This window comes from Hydrogenovibrio sp. 3SP14C1, from assembly GCF_029625905.1.
Lineage (GTDB): Bacteria > Pseudomonadota > Gammaproteobacteria > Thiomicrospirales > Thiomicrospiraceae > Hydrogenovibrio.
In genome coordinates this window covers 57,792-78,030 of record NZ_JARTLM010000002.1, presented here as the reverse complement: position 1 = coordinate 78,030, position 20,239 = coordinate 57,792, and the positions used below count along the sequence as shown (strand labels likewise).

Genomic DNA, 20,239 nt, shown 5'->3' with positions numbered 1-20,239 from the left:
GTTCAGAGCCCTAGTGCAACCGAGGGGCAATTCTTTTTATGGCTACTGACGAGAAAACAGCCAGGCCTGGTGAATTTTCATATTTCGAGCATAATCTTTTGGCATGGTTCTTTGAGTGATATTCTCTATTTGATACTCTGATTCAAAGATTGCCGTATCTAATTTAAATTTTCTTAAGTTTGTTGAGAAGATTAGTTTGCCATTTTTTGACAAAAGCTTCATTGTTTTTTGAATTAAATCAACATGATCACGCTGGATATCTAAGGTGCCATCCATTCGCTTTGATGTCGAAAAGGAAGGTGGGTCCAGAAAAATCACATCAAACAAGTCTTTCGGGTTTTGGGTAGCCGTCTCTAACCACTCCAGGACATTTTCTTGCTGTAAAACATGCTGTTTTTCATTAATGTCATTACACATAAAATTGTGTTTCGCCCAGTACAAATAGGTTTTTGACATATCCAGACTTAAACTGCTTTTACAACCGGCTTTCACTGCTTCCGCCGTGGCCGTTGCGGTATAACAGAACAAATTCAACAGTCGTTTACCAGCTGCTAATTTAGCCACTTCTTGCCTCACTTGGCGATGATCTAAAAAGATACCGGTATCCAAGTAATCCGTAAAGTTCACCCGTAAACGGGTTTGATTTTCCACAATGGTAAAGAAAGCTTTTTGCTCGTCTAAACGCTCGTATTGATCCTGACCTTTTTGCTGGCTGCGCACTTTAAAGATGATTCTTTCAGGCGAGACATTAAACACAGAAGGCAACACTGACATGGCTTCATACAAACGGCGCTTGGCTTTGGTTGGATTGACTGTTTTCGGCGGTGCATATTCGGCCACCACGACCCATAACCCGGATTCCAAGGTATCGTAGAGATCAATGGCTAAAGCATACTCCGGAATATCCGCATCATAGACACGATAAGCTGAAATCTCATTTTGCTTCACCCAGGATTTCAAGCCTTTCATATTCTTTCGAATACGATTTGAAACCATCTTCGCATTATCGGTTTCAGCCAAATCTGGTTGCAGCTGCAACACTTGTTCTGCTAAATCTTGTTTCGGCTGTAAAGCAGGCTGTCTAAACCACTCTTCTTCAATCTCAAAGCGAAACAAACGACATGACATCGCGCCATTAAAAAAGTCATGCGAACGTTTGGCTTTAATTCCTAAAAACATGCCCAATTCGGTATGACAAGTCAATACAGCCGCTTTCCAGTGAACAAACTCCGCTTTTAAATATTCACCGAGTTTTAAATAAATTTGTTTAACGGTCTCTTCTTCACCGAGACGTTCGCCATAAGGTGGGTTACAAACAATTAGGCCTGGTTGCCAATCGCCCCATTTTCGACCTTGCTCCACCGCCATTTGTTTGATTTCAATGACATCATCATAACCAGCCGCTTGGATACTGTTTCGCGCCACATCCAATGACTTATGAGAGATGTCGGACCCATAAATATTCGGTAAGTCTTTTAAACCCGCTTGCTCTCGTTGTTCAGCTTCTTCAACCAGTTTTTGCCACAACGCATCATTGTGACCCAACCAATAATTCAATAACATTTCACCGGACTTTGCCAACCCAGGTGCCGTATCCGATGCCATGAGTGCCGCTTCCACCAAAAAAGTTCCCGACCCACACATCGGGTCATAAAAAGCCCCACCTTGCTTGGCAATTTCTGGCCAGTTAGCACGCATCAGAATGGCTGCCGCGACATTTTCTTTCAACGGCGCTTCGACCTGAATCCCTTCACGATACCCTCGTTGATGCAAACTATAACCAGACAAATCCAAACTTAACGTCAACTGATTACGATTCAAATGGCCATGCACTCGAATATCCGGTACCTCAGTATCAACAGACGGTCGTACTTGGTAGTGATCTCGATAATAATCTACAATGCCATCTTTAATTTTCAAAGCACCATAATGACTGTGCGTAATGCCCAGCCCTTGTCCCGAAAAAGACACCGCAAACGTTCCATCTTTATCCAAATGCTGGGACCAATCTATCGACTGTACAACCGAACTTAATGATTCTTGATTTGGGAGTTCTGTTTCCAGTACCACCAAATAAACCCGATTAGCCAATCGAGACCACAAGCAACTGCGATAACCGACTTCTAACGAACCATCAAAAGTGGCGCCTGTCGGCTGGGTTTTGATATTCTCAGCACCAAAAGACATGAGCTCCTCACGAAGCAATTCATTTAACCCTTTAGGCGCAGTTGCAAAAAAACGACACATTGAAATTACCTATCTTTAAAAACGTTATTTTACTGCATTCTGACTCAACACTTTAGTAAAATGGCTCACCTAAATCAAACGCTTAGGTAATTGCTTGATTTAATGTCAGGGTTTAGTCAAAGTTTCAGCTTGCGCTTATAAGTAAAACAACTCAGACTGCATTGACCTAAGTAAAAATAAATATAAGCACATTTGAACATCACTATTATGACGCCAAAATTTTATCGACTTTTTTACAGCCTTTTTGTGGCCGTTTTTATCATACTGCAGGGGCCACAAGCTTATGCCTATACGCCGCCAGCTCAATCAGAAGCAGACTTTCAAGCCTGGCTTGTACAATTTAAAAAAACGGCTCACGAAAAAGGGATTTCAAAAACCACACTAAAAAAAGCATTCAAAGATGTTCACTTAAACCAACGTGTTCTCGAGCTTGACCGTCGCCAACCCGAGTTTACCCGAACTTTTTGGCAGTATTTCGATCGAGCCGTGACCGACTGGCGAATCCAAACTGGCCAAGAGCTTTATGAAAAATATCGGCCACAACTTAGAGAGGTGACCCAAAAATACGGCGTTCCAGGGCGGTTTTTAATCGCGTTCTGGGGAATGGAAACCAACTTTGGGGGCTACACAGGCAACACCCCTATTATTGAATCCTTGGCAACTCTGAGCTATGACCCGCGCCGTTCTGACTTTTTTCAAAATGAGTTGATCGCAGCTTTAAAGATCATCCAACAAGGACATATCGACCCTAACCAAATGAAAGGATCCTGGGCGGGTGCAATGGGACAATGCCAATTTATGCCGAGCAACTATCTCAAATATGCAGTCGATGCCGATAATTCTGGCAAACGTGATTTATGGAACAGCTTAGATGATGTTTTTTACTCCATGGGTAATTTCTTAAACACGCTGGGATGGCAAAAAGAAGAAAATTGGGGACGAGAAGTCACCTTACCTAAAGGGTTTGATTTAGCTTTGGCGGATGGAAAAACTGAACGCTCGTTACAAGAGTGGAAAGACATGGGACTTCAATTGGCGGATGGACGTGAACTGCCGGTAGAAGATATGCAAGCCAAACTGATCTTACCTTACGACTACCGAGGACCGGTATTTTTAGTGTTTCATAACTTTGAAGTCATTAAACGATGGAATCGTTCTGATAGTTACGCTCTTGCCGTTGGTCATTTAGCTGACCGCATTATTGGACGCGCACCTTTGAGCAAAAAAGCCCCTAACGATGACAAATCCCTGACCCGCCAACAAATGATCGAAATGCAAGAGCGTTTATCCATGGCCGGTATCAAGGTTGGAAAATTAGATGGAATTGCAGGCAATAAAACGCGCGCCGCTATTCGAGAATACCAAGTAAAAAAAGGGTTACCAGCGGATGGTTACCCATCGTTTAGAATGCTTAAAATTCTGCGTCAGAATCAAAAGTGACAACGCATAAACAAGCTTTACAAGTGACTACCGTCAGCGTATGATCAATCCTATCAAATAGTTGATATGATTGAATTAATGTTTCACTTTACCTCTACCAGAGGAACGTTAGATGATGAAGTTACCAAAAGATTACGTTTGTGAATACCCGGCTTATCTATTTTGGAAATTGCAAAGCCGGCTGACGAAGCTTGCGAATCATTTAGAAAAAATTCATAAACCAACCACCTTGGCTCTCCCTCTCAAACCAGAGCCAGAGAAGGTTGCCGCCTGTAAAGATTAATCCTGCTTTTCGAATTGCTGCGCAAACCGCATGATTTGATGAAAGGCTTGCAACATCCCAACCTCATAGCCTGCCGATACAAATGAGAGATTGCTAAATAATGAGGAGTGTTCGATAACATTGTTTTCAGGTAAACGCACACTCTCTAATGGTTCAAACATCGCCATTTCTGGATAGACATCTTGCAGAGCATCCCATAGCTGGTTTTCTTCTTCTATCACCTCAACCTCTAATTCTGATGATTGTTTTCTTCTGACAGATAAAGAACCATTTTTTTGAGGCATCAATAAAAGTCCGTTCACCTGAACAAGATGTCTTAAAAAACCAGGGTGCACTCTAAAAAAGCTCACTAAAGTTTCTGTTGTTTGTATAGGGTGGGATTCTGGCAGTACACATTGAACGAGTTGAACCGAAGTTAACACCATTGATTCGACAAGCCATTCTTTACCGCAAGAAGACCTTAACAAACTGATGCGCTGATTTTCTTGAATCGCTGTTGGAGGATTTTCTAAAAGACATATATCAACGCCTTGCTGCGATAACAAATCCAGCATACTTTGCTCGAAAGCCTCGCATGAAACTTCTGCGGCATCGGGTCGCCAAATAGCTGACTTTGCCCCGGACATTAAACGGGGCTCAATATTAACCCAGACTTTCTCATCCATGACTTGTAGGTCAGATTCTTGCGTTCTGTCAGACAGTACCCATTGCTCTGCTGCTTCCAATTCAGCAGCACTGGCAATATCCAAACTCAATAACCCTTTTTTTTCAGTGACCACATCCAATTGTGAAAGTAAAAACTCAAGCCCCTGAACCTGCTTCGCTTCTGGTGTGGCTAAGTCTTGCCAAGGCTTCAGCCCTTCCAGCAAAAGTGTTTCAGGCCTTTTTTTAAGATTGGGAACCCAAAACAGGGTACAGGACTGTCCAGATTGGTTTAAACAATAAGCCGTTAAAAGCCCTATCCAATCTTCAGCAATGACAACTTGCGACTTAGCAATGGAACTCAAACCGATTCCTCGGTTGTTTCAGCCTTGTTTTGACGTTTTGGCTTCAACCAAAATTCTGAGATAATGAGCAACACAGCGCCAACGGAGATCCCCATGTCGGCCACATTGAAAGTGGCATAATGCCAGCTTCCAATATAAAAATCGACAAAATCGGTGACTTTACCTTCTATGACACGATCAATCACATTACCGATCGCGCCACTCAACACCAAGTTAATCGCGATGACTTCCAACGTCCAGCGCTTAGGGAGCTTAGCCAACCAAATGATCAGAGCGGCGCTCACACTCAGTGCTAACGCCGTAAAAAACCAGCGTTGCCACCCGCCAACATCAGACAAAAAGCTGAAAGCTGCGCCATAGTTATAGACCAAAGTAAAATTCAAGTGCGGCAAAATAGCGACTGGTTCTCCCAGTGAAAGAGCAGTATTCGCCCAATACTTGCTTAACTGGTCCAAGACAATGAGCACCATCGCCAACCAGCTGGTTGCTAGTGCGGAAGAAGAAAACTTATTCATAATCAAACCCTGTTTAAAAATAGCCAGGCCTGGCTATTTATGCAAACTGGCGCGACTCCCCTTCACCGTAAATATTGTCAATACAACGCTGACAAAGCGCATCATCTTCCGAATGCGATCCAACATCTTCACGGTGATGCCAACAACGACCGCACTTAGGTTGATCTGCCGCTCCTGCATCAATCCACAAACCTTCCACATCAGACTCAACTGCCGTCTCTGATTTTTCAGACAACGGCTTCACAGTGGCATAAGAAGTAATCAACACAAAACGAAGTTCGTCTGCTAGCAAGTCGATTTGTTGGTACAAATCTTCCTCTGCATACAGTGACACTTTAGCTGTTAAAGACCCTTTAACAGCCCCTTCGTTTCGTAGTTTTTCAAGCTGCTTGGCTACAGCAGAACGCACATCCATCATTCTCGCCCAATAGGTCGAGTTCATGGGTTGTGTTTCATCCAGCTCTGTTAAACCTTGATACCATTCTTCTGTAAACACGGTTGCAGAATGCTCACCAGGCAAGGCTTTCCACAGTTCTTCCGCCGAAAAACTTAAGATAGGCGCGATCCAACGTGTCAACGCTTCTGCAATATGATACAGAGCCGTTTGCGCTGAACGACGCGGCAAGCCATCCGCTTTTGCCGTATATTGACGATCTTTGATGACATCTAGATAGAAAGATCCCAACTCAATCGAACAGAAATGGGTGACCGCTTGATAAATGGCATGGAAGTTATAACTTTCATACGCTGCAATAATTTCTTTTTGAATGCTTGAGGCCTGCCCGACCACCCATTGATCTAAAGGCAGCATCTTGTCATACGGTACTTGGTCTTTCAGCGGATCAAAGCCATTCATATTCGCCAATAAGAAACGAGACGTGTTTCGAATACGACGATAGGCATCTGCAGTACGACTAATAATCTCATCCGAAACCGTCATTTCATAACGATAATCCGCCGCCGCAATCCACAAACGTAAAATGTCTGCACCATACTTATTAGCGATATCTTGCGGTGCAACCACATTTCCTTTGGATTTGGACATCTTCTTGCCGTCTTTATCGACCGTAAAGCCATGCGTAAGTACCTGCTTATAAGGCGCTTCACCATTGGTTGCCAGAGCGGTTAATAAAGAGGATTGGAACCAACCACGGTGCTGGTCAGACCCTTCTAAATATAAATCAGCTGGCGTTGAGAGCTCTTCACGTTCATCCAACACGGTAAAGTGAGAAATCCCGGAATCAAACCAAACATCCAGGATATCGGTAACTTGTTCATAATCGTCAGCGTCATTCCCCAACAAGGTTGTCGGATCCAAATCATACCAGGCATCAATGGAATGCTTTTCAACCAATTGAGCCACCTTTTCCATCAATTCGATGGTATTCGGATGCATCGTGCCAGTCGCCTTGTGCACAAAGATTGGAATCGGCACCCCCCAGAAACGTTGGCGAGAAATACACCAGTCAGGACGACCATCAACCATGCCTTCAATTCGAGCTTGCCCCCATTCTGGCACCCAATCTACTTTCTTAATGGCTTTTAAGGCATCGTCACGCAAGTGACCTTCTGTCATACTGATAAACCATTGCGGCGTGGCACGAAAAATCAATGGCGTTTTAGTGCGCCAGCAATGTGGATAGCTGTGCACAATCGCTTCATGATGCACCAAAGCATTATGCTGTTGTAATACTTCAATCACATGGTCATCCGCTTTCAGAACGTTTTCACCTTCAAACAATGGCGTGCCGGCGACATAATAGCCTCGACCATCAACAGGGCAATCCACCTCTAAATCATATTTCAGACCCACTGCATAGTCTTCTTGACCGTGGCCAGGTGCGGTATGAACACACCCCGTTCCGGCATCAGTCGTCACATGATCGCCTAGAATCAATGGCACAATTCGATCATAAAATGGATGTTGCAAGCGAATCAGATCAAACTGATCTCCACGACCATAAGCAATCACGCGATACTGCTCGAATCCCCACTTGTCCATTGCATCTTTGAGTAAAGCTTCCGCAATAAACAAACGTTCCGGTCCCTTTTCACCTGTGACCTGCACCACGGCATATTCCAGTTCCGGGTTAATCGATACCGCTTGGTTAGCCGGCAACGTCCAAGGCGTTGTCGTCCAGATGACAACGGATAAAGGCCCCTCTCCGGTGTGGTCTTCTACATGATGGCACCGCTTAAAAAAGGCTTCTTCATCCAACACGTTAAAACGCACATCAATCGCGTGAGAGCGCTTATCTTCATATTCCACTTCTGCTTCCGCCAACGCCGAATGCCCGCCGATACTCCAGTAAACCGGCTTGGTCCCTTTCACTAAATGACCGTTTTCAACAATTTTTGCCAGCGCACGAATTTCATTCGCTTCAAATTTAAAGTCTTTGGTCAAATAAGGATTATCCCAATCCGCCATCACCCCTAAGCGTTGGAAGTCAGCCATCTGTCCATCCACTTGTTTTTGTGCATAGTCACGGCAAGCTTGACGGAATTCGGTCGCACCAATTTTTTGTCCCACTTTCCCTTTTTTCTTTTCAACATTCAGTTCAATGGGTAATCCATGACAATCCCAACCAGGAACAAACGGTGCATCAAAACCATTCAGACCTTTTGATTTGACAATCATATCCTTCAACACTTTATTCACCGCATGACCGATATGAATATTACCGTTCGCATATGGAGGACCGTCATGTAAAATAAATTTAGGACGTCCAGCCTTTGCATTTCTGACCGCTTCATATAAAGAAGCGCTCGTCCAATCTTGAACCTGTTTCGGTTCACGATTCGGCAAGTTTCCTCTCATAGGAAAGTCTGTTTCAGGAAGGTTTAATGTCGGCTTATAATCTTTTGTCATGTCTATAACTTTTCGTTTAAAAGGTTAAGGGGATTTTAAATTTTGCGAACTGATTCGACTTGAGTCAGTCCATGAAACTGTCTTGCTTGTTTAACATCTTGCTTAATTTGTTCGGTTAATGCCGCTAAATTTTCAAATTTCTTTTCGGCACGAATATAGTTCTCTATTCTAACGCTAATATGAGCGCCATAAACATCTTTATCCCAGTCAAATAAATGCACTTCGATAGAAGGGCGCGTCCCCGCTACGGTGGGACGAACACCAATATTGGCAACACCTGGCCAGTCCTGTTCATGCAAACCAGAAACCTTAACAGCATAAACACCTTCCAAAGGCATTTGAATTCGTTTGGGATTTAAATTCAAAGTTCGAAAACCAATCTTGCGCCCTAACTTTTGACCATGGATTACGCGCCCATGAAAATGAAAAGGCTCACCCAGTAATTGCTCGGCCATCTCCAAATCATGTCGGGATAACGCTTGACGGACTCTCGTACTACTGACACGCCCCTCGGTCACTTCGAAGGTTGCAACATCAGTTACTTCAAACCCCTGACAGCGACCTTGTTCAGCTAAAAAATCAAAATCGCCTTGACGTTGTTTACCAAAGCGAAAATCATCGCCCACCACCAAATGCTTCACATTCAGACCATCTTTTAGAATGGACTCCACAAATTGTACTGGTGAGAGGTTTGCAAATGTTTCATTAAAACGACAGACCAATACATAATCAATATCCGTCGCTTTAAAAGCACTGAGCTTTTCTCTTAAATTCATCAAACGCACCGGCGCAGAATGCGGGGCAAAGTACTCAATCGGCAAGGGTTCAAAAATCATCACCACAGAGGGTAACTTCTTCACCTTTGCCAAAGCAGTCACTTGATCCAAAATGGCTCGGTGCCCCAAATGAATCCCATCGAAATTACCGATCGTCAACACACAACCGGCTTGCAGTTCTGTCTTGACAGTGTCCAGATTTTGTAAGCCACGAATTAAGTGCATTAGTTCAGAATTATTTTTTTAGTAAGCCCTAAATTATAGCGTATTGCGACAGATAAGACCTTGTTAATCTTTAACAAATGACTAAAAATCAAACAAAAAATGACCAGGCCTGGCCATTTTTTAAATATCTTTTTTCAATAAACGCTTAGGTCGTAATCCGGTGGCGATCAACACAAAACCATAAACCAAGATAGTACCGAATACAATTGCAAACAACCACCCCAAACGATGTCTGGCATCAAACGCCAGCCAATCAGATACATCGGGGGAAATCGCTAAAATCAAAGCAACCAATATGGTATTGGCAAACAATACTTGCACCCAAAGCTTTCCCCACCCAGGTAAAGGCATAAAGGCACCCTGTTTTCTTAAAAACCAGTAGAGTAAGCCCGCATTCACAAACGCTGAAATACTGGTTGCTGCAGCAAGCCCAACATGGGCAAAGGGCCCAATCAAGGCTAAATTCATAACCGTATTTGTCACCAGCGCAACCACCGCAATTTTAACTGGGGTTTTCATATTTTTACGCGCGTAAAATGCTGGGGCAAGAATTTTTACCAGAATAAAGCCCAACAACCCAAAAGAATAGGCCATCAAACTCATACCAGACATTTTCACGTCATTTTCGGTAAAAGCACCATAGTGAAATAATGTAATAATCAACGGCTGGGCTAACAACAATAAACCGATGGTTGCGGGGACACCAATAACCAACACCAAACGCAATGCCGTATCAATATCTTGTCGGAACCCTTCCCAGTTTTCAGTCGCTGCTTTTTTAGAAAGCCCAGGCAGAACAACGGTTGCCAGCGCCACGCCAAAGACACCCAATGGAAATTCCATTAAGCGGTCTGAATAATATAACCAAGATACCGACCCGGTAATCAGAAAAGACGCCAAAATCGTATCAATCAACAAATTGATTTGCGCCACGGACACCCCAAACAATGCGGGTAACATTAAACGTTTAACTTCCGAGACCCCTTCATCTGTTTTTGGCGAAGGTACGGGTAACAGCCCAAGACGCTTTAAAAAAGGTAAATGAAACAAGAGCTGAACAACCCCTGCCACTAAAACCCCCCAAGCCAGCGCCATAACCGGAACATCTAATAAAGGTGACACCCAAATCGCAAACGTAATCAATACCAGATTCAAAAATACAGGCGTAAATGCAGGCACTGCAAATTGATTATAGGTATTCATAATCGCCGAAGAAAAGGCAACTAAAGAGATGAGTAATAGATAGGGAAAGGTAATGGACAACATATCAGAGGCCAATTGAAACTTCTCTGGGTCATCCACAAAACCGGGCGCAAAAACCAGCATCCAAAGACTGGAACCAAAGACACCAAAAGCGGTCAGGGCTAATAGAATACCCCCCAATCGGAACAAAATTGCATTGATTAAATGCTTAACAGCAGCCTGCCCACGTTTCTCTTTAACATCAGATAAAACGGGAACAAAGGCTTGTGAAAAAGCGCCTTCTGCAAAGAGTCGGCGGAAAAAATTGGGGATTTTAAACGCGACGAAAAAAGCATCTGCTCCGGTAGAGGCACCAAAATAGCGTGCAATCACCATATCTCGAACAAAGCCAAGTAGCCTTGAAATCATGGTCATGCTACCTACCGTGGCAGTCGCTTTAATAATACGTTTCAACGTTAGAGTCTTTAATGTTATGAAGTATCACTATTGTAACGATGAAGCAGGCTCAACTCGAATTTTTTTAATATTCAATTCGCCAATCGTATTTCACCTGTTTTTAGACACAAAAAAACCGGGATAAACCCGGCTTTTTTATAATAAGCGCTTGGTATTAAGCCATTGCTTTAATACGTGCGTTTATACGGCTTTTATTACGAGCCGCTTTATTTTTAGCAATAAGACCTTTACGAGCCATATTGTCTAAACTTGATTGCGCAACACGAAATGCAGCTGTTGCCGCTTCTTTATCACCTGCTTCAACAGCTGAAAGAACTTTCTTAACTGTTGTACGCATTGCAGCGCGCATACCTGCATTATGTTGACGATGCTTCTCGGCCTGACGAGCTCTTTTCGTTGCTTGTACTGAATTTGCCATTCTTTATAACTCCAAAAAATTTATTTTTTTCAATCGTTTACATCGATACGCATCGACAATCGATACTCATTAAGAAAGGGCTAAATCTTTCTAAAGTATCTAAATGTTTGAAAGGATTGCGGAATTATCTACAAAAGCTACCGCGTTGTCAAACATTTATATTGCTTTATGCTTAATAAGCGAACAAATTATTTATAAGGTTGATAAAAATCGTTTTTTATCAACCTTTATCAACAGCTAAAACCCTTTTTAAGCCCCTTGACGCTCATGAAGCTTTTGCAATCTTTCATACCAATCAGCCAAGACACTGGCCTCATAAAACTGAATCGCTTGGTGAACTTCTTTATATGTAGCACCCTTCATATCCAGCACTGCACGCAAGACATCTTGTAAATGCTCAATATAATCCAACTTCAATTCTTTTGAAATCGTAAATTGAGACAACTTGGTCAATACGACGATATTGCTTACTTCAAACCATTGCTCATGATGCATATTGTATTTTTGAGCCAACACTGAAGGCACTTTCCCTTGTCGAATCTCCAATACCTCTCTTAGCAAATGCATATTATAAAGATCAATTGCTACAGGCCTCAAGGAGAAAGGCAAGCTATTCATAAATGTTGGTTCTACACTATTAACTACCATTTATTTTCCTTCTTCCATCGCCACTTCACAAAGAAACCTTCATACTGCTTTCAATTTCATATCGCTCAATTTCCATTTGAATAAGGTGCTGATCATGACCGTTAGGAAAATCAAAATTAAATGCATTACACTCCGCTTGAAACTCAGGAACCGAAAAGGCTCTGACAAGAGTAGACCTAAATTTGAGCAGCCGTTTACTGCCTGCAAAATAAAGGCCTATATTGCAACGCATATTGGGCTTATAGCGCTTATCTAACTTTATAGACAATCCACCTGCGCTTAAATTCACCTCGGCGTCCTCCCTGAAAGAAGAGGACGAATGCTCCAAACATAAATCTTCTATCAATTCTTCATAGGCATCAAATGTGTAAGACATATATAAATAGAGACTACACAGCGCTTGAATTAATGGGGCTTTAGAAACCGTGGAAGATTCAAAACGTTTTTTCATATCATCAACTGCAAAATGTTTTGCAACCGGTTCAGGCTGTACAAATTGAGAGGGTGACGATTGTTCGGCACACTTTGCCACATGTTGAAAATGCGCCATCAGCTTCTGATTTAAATGGTCAAAATATTGAAAGGTTTTGGGTGCAGAAACTTTTAATGTCTGAATTTTTTGCACCCCTTTTCCATAAGCATGAAAAGTTAGCCAGTCTTGCTTACTGGCTCTGGGAGAGCGCCCTTCTGAAAGAGCTTGAACCCAGTCTTTAAAGAATTCTATGTAGGTTTCAAATTCTTCAAAAAAAGGCTGCAGAATGTCTTTTTGTTCCTGAATCAAGCCCACCCAGTGGTGCATTTCTTGCTGGGCTTCTTTAATCTTTTTTCTTTTGGTGGGCGGAAAATAATCAATCCCATACGCAAAGATCTGCTGATCTTTAATCGCTTCATGAGGCTTAATATAAATTTTTACAGGGATGTCGACGCGTCGAAAACGCCGCATTTCATGTTTTTCAAACCAAAAGGGCACACAAATTCCTTTTTAAACATTAACTAGAGAGTGCAACTTTGACAAAGCTTTTATCGCCTGACAAAACCCATTATGTTGTTTTTTTACTTTATTCTACAACCAATTACCTAGTTTGACACCGATACTTACCGTATTATTTTTATAGTCATAATCAATGAGACTCTCACCATAACCATAAAACCATTGTACATAGGCATTCAAGTTACGATGAATGGGGAAGCTATATCCTAATTCTAAAGCCCCCTTATTATCATTCTCATCAAAATTATTCCGCGCCATCACACTGAATTGATGCCGATTTTGTTTAGTAACAAAGCGAAACTCAGCATTCCCCATATAATGCGTTATATGAGGGTTATCATCTTGACCTGACGGTTCAGGAAAACGCCACCAAGGCTTTATCATAATAGCCGAATTCTCTTTTTCAAAAACCATCCGCAAATAAGCTCTATCCCAAGAGCGAGATAGGGTTCCCGAACGCCCATTCGATTGATGTACAAGCCCCAAATCAATCAGCCGGTTACGCCATCCTGCAATGGTCCATTTGTTGTCAAAGCTCATCCACACTTCAGGTTCATGGTTGGTTTCACGAAAAGGCTTTGAAATTTTAGAATTATAAGCTTGCCAAAATGAACGATTGGTATAGCCAACAAACAAATGATCTCCCCATCCCAACAACTCGTCGGCGATAGGTACTTTTAGGCTAATCTGAAACTTCACTTCATAAGGTTCAAAAGATTCGTCGCCTATTAAGCCGACGCCTCTAAAAGGCTTCTCATTGGTTTCAGAAAAGTTATAAGACCCAAACAAAACATAATTTGGTCGGTATGGTTGAATGGAAAACGGACGATACTTATTGCGCTTTTCAGCTTCAAGCCGTGAAGAAAGAGCGGCTTTATCTTCTGCACCTTCTGAATCGTCTTCTTGAACAGAAGATTCAAGACACTGTTCTCTAATTTGTTCCAATGTTGTTTCAGGTGGCTGCACTTCCAGTGCTTTTTGAACACAGTCCGAATCATATTTTTGTGCGGAAAAAACTAACTTTGGAAAAATCATCACGCCTAAAAAGAGCAAAAAGACACCTAAAAAACGTCTGACATACAGTTCAAAATTATTCACAGCTGTTCCATTTTTATATAAACCCACCATTCGATAGAATCAAGAGGACTCTTGCTTCTTCATTGTTTTTTCCGCAAATTGATAACCGAGTTCAATCATTTCTGTCGCCCGATCAAACTCAAGTGAACCACAAGCATCATTGGCAATTTCAATCACTTTATCAGGTGGGTAAGCCGCCAATTTTTGGCGTGCAATCGTGCTTTGCATTGAATCAAATGCCAAGTCTGCAATTTCATAAACACTCCAATGACGAACAGGTTCTGAATCACCATGTTCCCGAAACTTGCTGAAAAAGCCACTCAGTTTTTCATAAAAGGTTGTTGCAACTTCCGTAACTTCTGATGTTTTCTGAGACTCTGCCTCTAGTTTTTCATCATCTGAATGAGATTCGATTTTTTCGATTTTATTCATTCCTTCTGGCTCACCACTTAAACTAACCGCCAAAATCATATCGGTTTTATCACTAAAAGCGGGGGCAATCGGCACAGGGTTCAAAACACCACCATCAATCAAATCAACACCATGATAATTAAAAGGCGTAAAAAACAAAGGCAATGAAATCGATGCTCGAATAGCATCAAACAGTCGACCGGACTGCAGCCAAATTTCTCGTTGGCGCACAATGTCAGAAGCAACGGCAGTATAAGTGATCGGTAAATCTTCTATCATTTGGTTGCCCACCAAGTCGACTAGAGATTTTATAATCTTATCGCCTTTAACAAGGCCACTGCGCTCCCAGGATAAATCTAATAAGGTCACAATGTCGACCTTTCGGATAGAGCAGACCCACTCTTCAAACTCATCTAATTTTCCAGCGGCATAAACACCACCGACCAAAGCACCGATAGAGCATCCTGTCACGGAACGAATCTCATAATTATTTTCTTCCAGCCAGCGAATCACGCCTATATGAGCCCAGCCTCTTGCACCACCACTGCCCAACACTAAAGAGACCGTTTTTTTATTTTCTTTTGACTCTGCCATTTAATTCACCTGTTAACCGGGAGTATTTTCAAAATCATCCTATCCTAAAAATGGGCTCCGGTCACGAATATCAACATAAAAAAACCACCAGGCCTAGTGGTTTTTCATTAAAGCGTATTAAAAGATGCAATCCATACTTTTTAAGCTCTTTTAAGCACTCCGACTAAGAACAAGAGAATTGCTGCGCCGACTGTCGCACTGACAATCGTACCTAAAATACTCGTCGTGACAATACCGATCAACCCAAACACAAACCCACCGATAAATGCACCAACAACCCCAACGACAATATTACCGAGTAACCCAAATCCTCGGCCTTTCATTAATAAACCTGCAAGCCAACCGGCTAAAGCACCAATAATTAAAAATGTGATTAAACCTGCTAAATCCATAAGTCACCTCTTTTCATGATTTAAAAGCGCTTCCATCAAAGCATATCTTGATAACACTTTGACTTTAAAGGCAAATCCATTGTACCCATGAATACGTAAAAAAACTAGTTTAGGAAAAAAGATTCGAAAAAAGAATCGTAGATTTATTCTCGATGATAAGGATGGTTTTGCAATACAGACCAGGCGCGGTAGATTTGTTCAGCCACTAGAACCCTGACCAACGGATGAGGCAAGGTAAGTTTAGAAAGCCCCCATTTCCATTCTGCTTGTTGAATCAAACTGGCATCTAATCCGTCTGGCCCACCGACTACCAACGCGACATCCTGCCCGGAAGCCAACCAGTCATCCAGTTTTTGAGAAAATTGAACCGTACTCGGCTCCTGACCTTTTTCATCTAATACGATCAGTTTGGCACCTTTCGGCACTGCAGCTAGGATACGTTTCGCTTCTTCTGTTTTATATTGTGCAACGGATCCAGACTTACCCCGCGTTGCCATAGGGAGCTCTACCAGCTTTAAGGTACACGCTTTGGGCAAGCGTTTCACATATTCGGCATAGCCCGTTTGAACCCAGACAGGCATCTTTTGCCCAACGACAATAAAGTGTATATTCACAAGTTTAAAGGCCTAATAAATGTCGGCGAATATCAGCCATTCGCTGAACTGATATCCTCGCCTTCACCTGGCTTAATGTTCCATAATTTTTCCAGCTGATAGTGCGCGCGAGCTGACTCTGTCATCACATGAACAATGGCATTTCCAAGATCAACCAAAACCCAGTCAGGTTCGGGCCCTGCTTCCACTCCCATTGGCGGTTCACCTGCTTCTTTAAACGCCTGCGCCACCGCATTACCGGTAGAACGCACATGCGTAGTTGAGGTACCGGTTGCAACCACCATCTTATCGGTAAAAGAAGACAGCTTTGATACATCCAAAACTTGAATATCTCGTGCTTTACTATCTTCTAACGTACTGACGATTAACGCTTCTACTTGTTGATTATCCATCATGTATTCAATCACTCTCTTCTATTGGTAAAGCTGATGTTCATATATATAGCGGGCGACACTTTCCGGCATTAAATAATCAACCGGATCGCCATTTTTTAAATAAGATCGTAACGCCGTGGCACTTAAATCTAATTGCGTCACTGGCAAATCGACAATCTGACCAAACTCTTCCGTTAAAGTCGGCACCCAGTGATCCACAAAAATTTTACCGACTTCACCTTCTCTTGGAACAGGCTCACCCGGGCGATGTATCACCACAATATTCGCAAGATTCAAAATACCTTGCCAGTCATGCCATTGGTTAAATTTAGCAAACGCATCTGTTCCCATCATCAACACTAGGGTTGCATCCGGTTCAGATTGCTTAAGGGCTTCCAAGGTATTGACGGTATAAGACGCGCCCCCTAAATCCAATTCAATGGTATCCAGTTTAAAATGCGGTTGATTTTGAATGGCCAATTGAACCATTTCACATCGTTGCTGTGCCGAAACAGTCGGAGAAGCTCGGTGAACCGGTTGATAGGCTGGAATAAAACGCATTTCATCCAAGTGAAGCGCATGAACCACTTCCAAGGCAGGGCGTAAGTGCCCAAAATGAATGGGGTCAAAAGTACCGCCATTGATGCCGATTAAACGTTTGATTTGCAAAAAAGACTCTCTTTAGGTTTTTTTGTTATTATAGCAACTATGTCAAATATTCATATGACAATTCCTCAAATCCCGCCCTTATTTGAAGAAGCTGTTTACCAGCTGCTTTCAAACGGCGAACCGATTAAAGAATATGATCTAATGAAACGATTAGTTTCCTTAGGCTTTGATCAATTCACCCCGTCTCTGGAACCTTTAGAGCTTTTCCGGGCGCACTTTTTACTGTTTCACCTGCTATATCGACTGCAAGACAAATGGCACACAGAGAAGAAAGGTGCCTTAAACATTCATACGCTGGATATCTATTTAGACTCAACTCTTAAAGAAGACACGGCGCAAAAAATATCTGAAATTGACGGGGTTAAAACATACTACCTTGATTATGAAACGTTTATTCACACACAAGAACAAGACGTGATTGATTTAATTGATGGGTTTTGGGAAAGTCTTGGTCACAAAGACACTTTATTTTATAGTGAACAAGAGGTTGAAAAGGCCAAGCAGACACTAGAGATTGAAGCCGACATCACCCCCAAAAAAGTTCAGACACAATATCGAAAACTCTCTCAAATTCATCACCCAGACAAGGGTGGAAAAGCCGAAATTTTCCACGCAATCTGCCAGGCAAAGGAAGTGTTACTGACGGCAGTAAAAGCTTAACATCAGCTTTCTCACCAACAGAGTTACTCTCTAATGGAGCCATCCCCGAGCACAATATATTTTTGAGACGTCAGCCCTTCCAAACCAACTGGCCCTCTGGCGTGAAACTTATCCGTACTGATACCAATTTCAGCGCCCAAACCATACTCAAACCCATCAGCAAAACGGGTTGAAGCATTCACCATCACTGAACTGGAGTCTACACGAGCCAAAAACTGACGAGAAGTTGTTAAGTTCTCAGTAATAATCGATTCGGTATGCCCTGAGCTATACTGTGTAATATGCTCAATCGCTTCATCCACATCCTCCACTACTTTGATGGACAGAATCGGCGCTAAATATTCCGTCGCCCAATCTTCTTCCGTGGCCGACTTCATATCACTGATGGCGCGTGTTCGTTCACAGCCGCGTAACTCCACCCCTTTGGCTTCATACATTTCTACCAGGCCTGGTAGAATTTCACAGGCACGCGAATCTGCAATCAGCAACGTTTCCATCGCATTACACACGCCATAGCGATGGGTTTTGGCATTAAAGGCAACGCGCGTCGCTTTATCCGCATCGGCATCATCATCAATATAGACATGACAAATACCGTCCAAATGTTTAATCACCGGCACCTTTGCGCCTTCACTGATTCGTTCGATCAGGCCTTTCCCCCCCCGAGGAATAATGACATCGACATATTTCGGCATGGCAATCATTTCACCCACTGCCGCTCTATCTGTCGTTTCCACTACTTGCACCGCTGTAGGCAAAAGCCCGGATTCTTTCAAAGCTGATTGGATACACTTGGCTAAGGCACGATTTGAATAAGCCGCTTCAGACCCACCACGCAACAAGGCCGCATTTCCAGATTTCAAACATAATGCCGCTGCATCAATCGTCACATTCGGGCGTGATTCATAAATAATCCCTACCACCCCTAAAGGCACACGCATTTTGCCGACTTGGATACCAGAAGGCAGATAATTCATGTCAGAAATTTCACCAATAGGATCATTCAAAGCAGCAATTTGTCGCAACCCTGTCGCCATTCCGTGAATCACTTTATCAGTCAAGGCCAAACGATCCAGCATCGCCGCATCCAATCCATTCGCTTTACCTTGCTCTAAATCTTTAGCATTTTCAGCTTTTAAAATCTCAGACTGATCTTCCAATGCGGTTGCAATATTCAACAAAGCGGTATTCTTCTGCTGAGTGGTCGCCACCATCAATTGACGGGAAGCTTCTCTGGCTTGCTGTCCCAGTTTCTGCATATAGGCTTTAACATCCAATTGTTGTTCCGTCATATCCACTCCACTCTCTATCATTTACCTTTATTAAGGTGCTTGTTCTTTAAAAATTATTGCGAAATTTTGAAAACCAGTTCTGAAAGACTTAACCATTCATCGCCTTTCCGAAGCCCTTTAATCGTTAAATCAACCTGTAGCGCGACATTCAATAAACTTTGCCAATAAGCCAAGTCATGACGTTGCAAAGCTGCGCTAAACTCACCTTGCTTGGAAGACCAAATACGTAATTGTTTATAAACTTGGGGCAAAGACAATGTCTGTTGTTTTTGGGCGATTGAAATCAATTGTCGTAATTCTTTGGAAAGCAGCCAAAGCACAATCGGCGCTTCAAGTCCTTCCTGTTGCAATCGGTGTAAAATCTGTAACGCATATTGCGTTCGACCCAACAACATCGCCGTACTTAACGCAAACAACTGGTAATGCGCTTGGTCCGCGACATTATCAATAATATTCTGTGCGGTTAACGCCGTGCCTGCTGGAAAAAGCAACGCCAGCTTTTCCATTTCTTGGTCCGCCGCCAATAAATTCCCTTCCACCCTTTCAGATAACAAACCCGCTGCTTCTTCATCCAAGCTGAGTCCGGCTTCTTGTGCACGGTTCTGGCACCACTTAAGCAGTCCAACGCCTTCAATCGGTTTGGATTGTACCACCCAGCCGTGCGCTTCAATCGCCTGTACCCATTTGGATTTCAGTTGTCGTCCATCAAGCTTTTCACAAGTTACCACCAAGCAAATTTCAGGAGGTAAATCATGCAGGGCATTGGCCCATTCTTGAATAAAGGCCCCTCCTTCCTTACCCGGCGTGCCTTTCGGCATATCCAATTCAATAATACGACGATCCGCAAACAAGGTCCCCGCCTGGGTTTCCATTTTCAGGTCAGCCCACTTGAAGCTTGCATCCACTTCATACCGGTCACGCTGAAAATACTCTTGTGACTTAAGCAACTCACGCAGTCCATCTAAGGCACGACGCACATACAATGGTTCTTCACCATAAATCAAAGTGATAGGTTTAATTTCAAAATTAGGGTTTTGTAACTGCTTTAAAAAAGCCGGCGCCATAATCATAAAAAGTT

The 20,239-nt window shown here is 42.8% G+C and carries 20 protein-coding genes; 3 read left to right on the top strand and 17 right to left on the bottom strand.

The window, feature by feature from the left end:
- Positions 1-42: 42 nt before the first annotated feature.
- A complete protein-coding gene (gene rlmKL, locus P8629_RS01820) occupies positions 43-2,247 on the bottom strand; it encodes a bifunctional 23S rRNA (guanine(2069)-N(7))-methyltransferase RlmK/23S rRNA (guanine(2445)-N(2))-methyltransferase RlmL (RefSeq protein WP_278163912.1) in 2,205 nt (734 codons plus the stop codon).
- Between the two features lie 246 nt (positions 2,248-2,493).
- Here rlmKL and P8629_RS01815 point away from each other — a divergent pair, with 246 nt between their 5' ends.
- Both P8629_RS01815 and P8629_RS01810 read left to right on the top strand, forming a co-directional pair.
- Positions 2,494-3,687, top strand: coding sequence for a lytic murein transglycosylase (locus tag P8629_RS01815; protein WP_278163910.1), 1,194 nt, complete (start codon positions 2,494-2,496; stop codon positions 3,685-3,687).
- A gap of 112 nt (positions 3,688-3,799) precedes the next feature.
- A complete protein-coding gene (locus tag P8629_RS01810) occupies positions 3,800-3,970 on the top strand; it encodes a hypothetical protein (protein WP_278163908.1) in 171 nt (56 codons plus the stop codon).
- On the opposite strand, the gene P8629_RS01805 is transcribed toward P8629_RS01810, so the two are convergent.
- From P8629_RS01805 to nadD, 14 genes are all read right to left on the bottom strand, one after another.
- Positions 3,967-4,977, bottom strand: coding sequence for a hypothetical protein (locus P8629_RS01805; RefSeq protein ID WP_278163906.1), 1,011 nt, complete (start codon positions 4,975-4,977; stop codon positions 3,967-3,969). The two genes, P8629_RS01810 and P8629_RS01805, sit on opposite strands and share 4 nt — an antisense overlap.
- The gene (lspA, locus tag P8629_RS01800) at positions 4,974-5,492 is read right to left on the bottom strand and encodes a signal peptidase II (protein WP_278163904.1); all 519 of its coding nucleotides are present in this window, start codon (positions 5,490-5,492) and stop codon (positions 4,974-4,976) included. The genes P8629_RS01805 and lspA overlap by 4 nt, the downstream gene beginning before the upstream one ends.
- Before the next feature lie 37 nt (positions 5,493-5,529).
- Positions 5,530-8,361: an isoleucine--tRNA ligase gene (gene ileS / locus P8629_RS01795; protein WP_278163902.1), complete on the bottom strand. Its 2,832-nt coding sequence runs from the start codon at positions 8,359-8,361 to the stop codon at positions 5,530-5,532.
- A gap of 35 nt (positions 8,362-8,396) precedes the next feature.
- Positions 8,397-9,362 (bottom strand): bifunctional riboflavin kinase/FAD synthetase, encoded by a 966-nt coding sequence (gene ribF / locus P8629_RS01790; RefSeq protein WP_278163900.1) that lies wholly within the window; start codon positions 9,360-9,362, stop codon positions 8,397-8,399.
- Positions 9,363-9,482: 120 nt separating this feature from the next.
- The gene (gene murJ / locus P8629_RS01785; RefSeq protein ID WP_278163898.1) at positions 9,483-11,018 is read right to left on the bottom strand and encodes a murein biosynthesis integral membrane protein MurJ; all 1,536 of its coding nucleotides are present in this window, start codon (positions 11,016-11,018) and stop codon (positions 9,483-9,485) included.
- A 157-nt stretch (positions 11,019-11,175) separates the two neighbouring features.
- On the bottom strand, positions 11,176-11,439 hold the full coding sequence (gene rpsT, locus P8629_RS01780) for a 30S ribosomal protein S20 (protein ID WP_011369913.1): 264 nt from the start codon (positions 11,437-11,439) through the stop codon (positions 11,176-11,178).
- 249 nt (positions 11,440-11,688) lie between these two features.
- The gene (locus P8629_RS01775; protein WP_278163894.1) at positions 11,689-12,087 is read right to left on the bottom strand and encodes a hypothetical protein; all 399 of its coding nucleotides are present in this window, start codon (positions 12,085-12,087) and stop codon (positions 11,689-11,691) included.
- A gap of 25 nt (positions 12,088-12,112) precedes the next feature.
- Entirely contained in the window at positions 12,113-13,057 is a 945-nt protein-coding gene (locus P8629_RS01770) for a hypothetical protein (RefSeq protein WP_278163892.1), read from the bottom strand.
- 93 nt (positions 13,058-13,150) lie between these two features.
- Positions 13,151-14,176, bottom strand: coding sequence for a phospholipase A (locus P8629_RS01765; RefSeq protein ID WP_278163891.1), 1,026 nt, complete (start codon positions 14,174-14,176; stop codon positions 13,151-13,153).
- A gap of 39 nt (positions 14,177-14,215) precedes the next feature.
- On the bottom strand, positions 14,216-15,160 hold the full coding sequence (locus P8629_RS01760) for a patatin-like phospholipase family protein (RefSeq protein ID WP_278163889.1): 945 nt from the start codon (positions 15,158-15,160) through the stop codon (positions 14,216-14,218).
- A gap of 140 nt (positions 15,161-15,300) precedes the next feature.
- Positions 15,301-15,552 carry a GlsB/YeaQ/YmgE family stress response membrane protein gene (locus P8629_RS01755; protein WP_278163887.1) on the bottom strand — a complete coding sequence of 84 codons (252 nt, stop codon included), beginning with the start codon at positions 15,550-15,552 and terminating at the stop codon, positions 15,301-15,303.
- Between the two features lie 143 nt (positions 15,553-15,695).
- Entirely contained in the window at positions 15,696-16,166 is a 471-nt protein-coding gene (gene rlmH / locus P8629_RS01750; RefSeq protein WP_278163885.1) for a 23S rRNA (pseudouridine(1915)-N(3))-methyltransferase RlmH, read from the bottom strand.
- A 32-nt stretch (positions 16,167-16,198) separates the two neighbouring features.
- Positions 16,199-16,561, bottom strand: coding sequence for a ribosome silencing factor (gene rsfS / locus P8629_RS01745; protein WP_278163883.1), 363 nt, complete (start codon positions 16,559-16,561; stop codon positions 16,199-16,201).
- Positions 16,562-16,579: 18 nt separating this feature from the next.
- Positions 16,580-17,209, bottom strand: coding sequence for a nicotinate-nucleotide adenylyltransferase (gene nadD / locus P8629_RS01740; protein ID WP_278163881.1), 630 nt, complete (start codon positions 17,207-17,209; stop codon positions 16,580-16,582).
- Positions 17,210-17,263: 54 nt separating this feature from the next.
- Between nadD and P8629_RS01735 the strand changes: the two genes are divergently transcribed.
- Positions 17,264-17,869, top strand: a complete 606-nt coding sequence (locus tag P8629_RS01735; protein WP_278163880.1) for a DNA-J related domain-containing protein — start codon at positions 17,264-17,266, stop codon at positions 17,867-17,869.
- A gap of 23 nt (positions 17,870-17,892) precedes the next feature.
- Here the strand turns inward: P8629_RS01735 and P8629_RS01730 are convergent, their stop codons facing one another.
- Positions 17,893-19,146: a glutamate-5-semialdehyde dehydrogenase gene (locus P8629_RS01730; RefSeq protein ID WP_278164259.1), complete on the bottom strand. Its 1,254-nt coding sequence runs from the start codon at positions 19,144-19,146 to the stop codon at positions 17,893-17,895.
- A 68-nt stretch (positions 19,147-19,214) separates the two neighbouring features.
- Positions 19,215-20,231: a DNA polymerase III subunit delta gene (gene holA / locus P8629_RS01725; protein WP_278163877.1), complete on the bottom strand. Its 1,017-nt coding sequence runs from the start codon at positions 20,229-20,231 to the stop codon at positions 19,215-19,217.
- Between the last annotated feature and the right edge of the window lie 8 nt (positions 20,232-20,239).

What these genes read in the sequence shown, in the direction of transcription:
- rlmKL (WP_278163912.1), bottom strand. Translation starts at nt 2,247, where the DNA reads ATGTGTCGTTTTTTTGCAACTGCGCCTAAAGGGTTAAATGAATTGCTT.
- lspA (WP_278163904.1), bottom strand. Translation starts at nt 5,492, where the DNA reads ATGAATAAGTTTTCTTCTTCCGCACTAGCAACCAGCTGGTTGGCGATG.
- rsfS (WP_278163883.1), bottom strand. Translation starts at nt 16,561, where the DNA reads ATGATGGATAATCAACAAGTAGAAGCGTTAATCGTCAGTACGTTAGAA.
- ribF (WP_278163900.1), bottom strand. Translation starts at nt 9,362, where the DNA reads ATGCACTTAATTCGTGGCTTACAAAATCTGGACACTGTCAAGACAGAA.
- P8629_RS01755 (WP_278163887.1), bottom strand. Translation starts at nt 15,552, where the DNA reads ATGGATTTAGCAGGTTTAATCACATTTTTAATTATTGGTGCTTTAGCC.
- ileS (WP_278163902.1), bottom strand. Translation starts at nt 8,361, where the DNA reads ATGACAAAAGATTATAAGCCGACATTAAACCTTCCTGAAACAGACTTT.
- P8629_RS01810 (WP_278163908.1), top strand. Translation starts at nt 3,800, where the DNA reads ATGATGAAGTTACCAAAAGATTACGTTTGTGAATACCCGGCTTATCTA.
- rpsT (WP_011369913.1), bottom strand. Translation starts at nt 11,439, where the DNA reads ATGGCAAATTCAGTACAAGCAACGAAAAGAGCTCGTCAGGCCGAGAAG.
- holA (WP_278163877.1), bottom strand. Translation starts at nt 20,231, where the DNA reads ATGATTATGGCGCCGGCTTTTTTAAAGCAGTTACAAAACCCTAATTTT.
- P8629_RS01735 (WP_278163880.1), top strand. Translation starts at nt 17,264, where the DNA reads ATGACAATTCCTCAAATCCCGCCCTTATTTGAAGAAGCTGTTTACCAG.
- P8629_RS01775 (WP_278163894.1), bottom strand. Translation starts at nt 12,087, where the DNA reads ATGGTAGTTAATAGTGTAGAACCAACATTTATGAATAGCTTGCCTTTC.
- P8629_RS01760 (WP_278163889.1), bottom strand. Translation starts at nt 15,160, where the DNA reads ATGGCAGAGTCAAAAGAAAATAAAAAAACGGTCTCTTTAGTGTTGGGC.